We start from the raw sequence: 3,883 nt of genomic DNA, 5'->3' as shown, positions 1-3,883 counted from the left end.
CTTCGCGCAGCGATCCGCCCGACTGGGCGGTGCTGCAAAAGCCGGTGCTGTGGGGCGCCGGCGCCGTGCTGCTGGCCGCGCTGGTGGTGTACCTGCTGCCCGAGCGCGCGCTCGACCGCCTGACCGGCGCCGAGCGCAGCGCCGCCGGCAGTGCTGGCGAGGTGGTGGGGGCCGCCGCCAATGGCGCCTCCGGCGTCGTCAACGAGGTGATCGAAGCGGCTTCGGCCGCGATCGAGACCGTGCATTCGGTGCCATCGCCGGCGGAGCAGGGCGCTTCGGCCGTCGTGGCCGGGTCCACCCCGGCGCCGAACACCAGCACCAGCACCATCACCACCGTGGTGCCGCCGTCCACGCCCGCCGCACCGGCCGCTTCGGCCGCGGTGGCCGCCACCCGGCCGGCCGCCAGTGCACCGGCGGCCGTGGCCGACCCCACCGCGCCGGCCGCCGGTGCCCTGGTGCTGCGTGCCACCGCCCAGAGCTGGGTCGAGGTGCGCGACCGCGCCGGCAAGGTGCTGCTGTCGCGCACGCTGCAACCCGGCGAAACAGTCGGCGTGGATGGGGACATCCCCCTGAAGGCGACAATCGGCAACGCCGCCGGTACCCAGGTCACGTTCCGCGGCCAGCCGGTCGACACGTCGACCACCCGGGACAACGTGGCCCGGCTCGAACTCAAGTGAATGCCATGAACACCGCCCCCGACGCCGCCTCTTTCGACGGCAACGACGACCTCATCGAAGTGGCCAATCCGCGGCCGCGCCGCTCGCGCCAAGCGCGCGTGGTGTGGGGCGACCGGGTGGTGACCGTGGGCGGCGACGCGCCGGTGCGCGTGCAGTCGATGACCAACACCGACACGGTGCAGGTCATTGAAACCGCGATCCAGGTCAAGGAGCTGGCCCAGGCCGGCTCGGAGATGGTGCGCATCACCGTCAACACGCCCGAGGCGGCGCAGGCGGTGCCGCACATCCGCGAGCAGCTCGACCGCATGGGCGTGGACGTGCCGCTGATCGGCGACTTCCACTACAACGGCCACCGGCTGCTGACCGAGTTTCCGGACATGGCGCAGGCCTTGTCCAAGTACCGCATCAACCCCGGCAACGTGGGCAAGGGCGACAAGCGCGACCGCCAGTTCGCGATGATGGTCGAGGCCGCCGCCAAGTACGGCAAGGCGGTGCGCATCGGCGTCAACTGGGGCAGCCTGGACCAGGAACTGCTGGCCTCGCTGATGGACGACAACGCCCGCCGCGCCGCCCCATGGGACGCCAAGCAGGTGATGTATCAGGCGCTGGTGCAATCGGCGCTCGAGTCGGCCAGCTACGCCCGTGAAGTGGGCCTGGATGCCAACCAGATCATCATCAGCTGCAAGGTCAGCGGCGTGCAGGACCTGATCTCGGTCTACCGCGCGCTGGCCCGCCGCTGCGACTACGCCCTGCACCTGGGCCTGACCGAAGCCGGCATGGGCACCAAGGGCACGGTGGCGTCGGCCACCGCGCTGTCCATTCTGCTGCAGGAAGGCATCGGCGACACCATCCGCGTGAGCCTGACGCCGCAGCCCGGCGAGGCCCGCACCCAGGAAGTGGTGGTGGCCGGCGAGATCCTGCAGGCCCTGGGCCTGCGCAGCTTCAATCCCAGCGTCACCGCCTGCCCGGGTTGCGGCCGCACCACCAGCACCACCTTCCAGGAGCTGGCCAAGCAGATCGACGACCACCTGCGCGCCAGCATGCCGGTATGGAAGGCGCGCTACCCCGGCGTCGAGACGCTGAAGGTGGCGGTGATGGGCTGCATCGTCAACGGCCCGGGCGAAAGCAAGCATGCCGACATCGGCATCAGCCTGCCCGGCACCGGCGAGGCGCCGGCCGCTCCGGTGTTCATCGACGGCGAAAAGGCGCTGACGCTGCGCGGCGAAGGCATCGCCACCGAATTCCAGAAGATCGTCGAGGGCTACATCGAAAAGCGCTTCGGCGCCGCGGCCTGACGACCGGCCGGCCTGCCGCGCACGGCGGGCTGCGCCGCTGCTTAAAAGAACCGGCCGCCTGCGGCCCCAACGCATTGCCGAAATGTCTGAACGACTGAGTGCCGTCAAGGGCATGAACGACCTGCTGCCGCCCGACTCCGCCCGCTGGGAGTGGGTGGAAGCCACGCTGCGCAGCCTGATGCACCGCTACGGCTACCAGAACGTGCGCACGCCCATCGTCGAGCCCACGGCGCTGTTCGTGCGCGGGCTGGGCGAAGTGACCGACATCGTCGAGAAGGAGATGTACTCCTTCGAAGACCGCCTCAACGGCGACCAGCTGACGCTGCGGCCCGAAGGCACGGCCGGCGTGGTGCGGGCGATGAACGAGCACAGCTTTCTGCGTGAAGGCGGCCGGCGACTCTTCTACATCGGCCCGATGTTCCGCCACGAGCGGCCGCAGAAGGGCCGCTACCGCCAGTTCCACCAGGCGGGTGTGGAAGTGCTGGGCTTTCCCGGCCCCGACGTCGATGCCGAGATCATCCTGCTGCTGCGCGCGCTGTGGCGCGAGCTGGGGCTGGTGGAAGGCCGCGACCTGTCGCTGGAGATCAACAGCCTGGGCCAGCCTGACGAGCGCCGCGCCCACCGCGAGGCGCTGATCCGCCACCTGGAGGCGCATGCCGACGTGCTGGACGAAGATGCCAAGCGCCGGCTGCACAGCAACCCGCTGCGGGTGCTGGACACCAAGAACCCGGCGATGCAGCCGGTGGTCGAGGCCGCGCCCCAGCTGATCGACTTCCTGGGTGAGGCTTCGCTGGCGCACTTCAACGGCGTCAAGGCGGTGCTGGATGCAGCGGGCCTGGCCTACCGCGTCAACCCGCGCCTGGTGCGCGGCATGGACTACTACAACCTCACCGTGTTCGAGTGGGTGACCGACAAGCTGGGCGCCCAGGGCACGGTGTGCGGCGGCGGCCGCTACGACGGGCTGATCGAGCAGCTGGGCGGCAAGCCTTCGCCGGGCGTGGGCTGGGGCCTGGGCCTGGAGCGGCTGATGCTGCTGCTGGAAGCCGCGCAGGCGCCGGTGCCGGCCGCGGCGCCCGATGCCTATGCGGTGGTGCCCACGGCCGCCAGCCTGCCGCGCGTGATGCCGGTGCTGGAGGCGCTGCGCGCTGCCGGCGTGGCGGTGGTCATGCATGCCGGCAATACCGAAGGGCAGGGCAGCATGAAGTCGCAGTTCAAGCGGGCCGATGCCAGCGGCGCGCGCTACGCGCTGATCTTCGGCGACGACGAGCTGGCGCGCGGCGAGGTGGCCGTCAAGCCGCTGCGCGATGCGCAGGCCGCGCAGTCGCTGCAGCCGCTGGCCGACGTGGCGGCCTGGGCCGCGCAACTGCGCAACGCATAATCCCGCCTCCTCCGCCCCCGGGCGGCTAGAAGAAGACAAGCATGGCAACCCAACTCGACCTGCAAGAGCAGGAACAGCTCGACGAGCTGAAGGCGTTCTGGAACAAGTACGGCAACCTCATCACCTGGGTGCTGGTGCTGGCCCTGGGCGCCTACGCCGCCTGGACCGGCTGGAACTACTGGCAGCGCAACCAGGGCACCAAGGCCGCGGCCATGTTCGATGCGCTGGACAGCGCCGCCCGCTCGGGCGACGCGGCCCGCGTCACCCAGGTGTTCGGCGACTTGAAGAGCAACTACCCGCGCACCGCCTACGCGGGCCAGGGTGGCCTGCTGGCGGCACAAGCCCAGTTCGGCAAGGGCCAGGCCGACGAAGCTGCCGCCACGCTGGGCTGGGTGGCCGACAACGCCAGCGAGGACGAATACCGCACCGTGGCCAGGCTGCGGCTGGCCGGCATCCTGCTGGACAAGAAGCAGTACGACGAGGCGCTGCGCCAGCTGGACGGCGCCAAGGCCGCCGGCTTCGAGGCGCTGGTG

4 protein-coding genes are annotated in these 3,883 nt (G+C 70.7%); all 4 read left to right on the top strand.

All coding sequences use genetic code 11. The features are described from left to right. The coding region (locus ABNT58_RS10280; protein ID WP_348753388.1) for a DUF4115 domain-containing protein at window positions 1-677 on the top strand (677 nt) is incomplete at its 5' end. Window positions 678-682: 5 nt separating this feature from the next. Then, complete coding sequence (gene ispG, locus ABNT58_RS10275; protein ID WP_348753387.1) at window positions 683-1,972, top strand: flavodoxin-dependent (E)-4-hydroxy-3-methylbut-2-enyl-diphosphate synthase; 1,290 nt, start codon at window positions 683-685, stop codon at window positions 1,970-1,972. Between the two features lie 82 nt (window positions 1,973-2,054). Further along, window positions 2,055-3,350 carry a histidine--tRNA ligase gene (gene hisS, locus ABNT58_RS10270; RefSeq protein WP_348753386.1) on the top strand — a complete coding sequence of 432 codons (1,296 nt, stop codon included), beginning with the start codon at window positions 2,055-2,057 and terminating at the stop codon, window positions 3,348-3,350. A 41-nt stretch (window positions 3,351-3,391) separates the two neighbouring features. Further along, window positions 3,392-3,883 (top strand): tetratricopeptide repeat protein (locus tag ABNT58_RS10265; RefSeq protein WP_348753385.1); only part of this gene is annotated, 492 nt, incomplete at its 3' end.

The organism is uncultured Aquincola sp. (assembly GCF_964001545.1).
Lineage (GTDB): Bacteria > Pseudomonadota > Gammaproteobacteria > Burkholderiales > Burkholderiaceae_C > Aquincola.
This window is presented reverse-complemented; position numbering and strand designations above follow the sequence as displayed.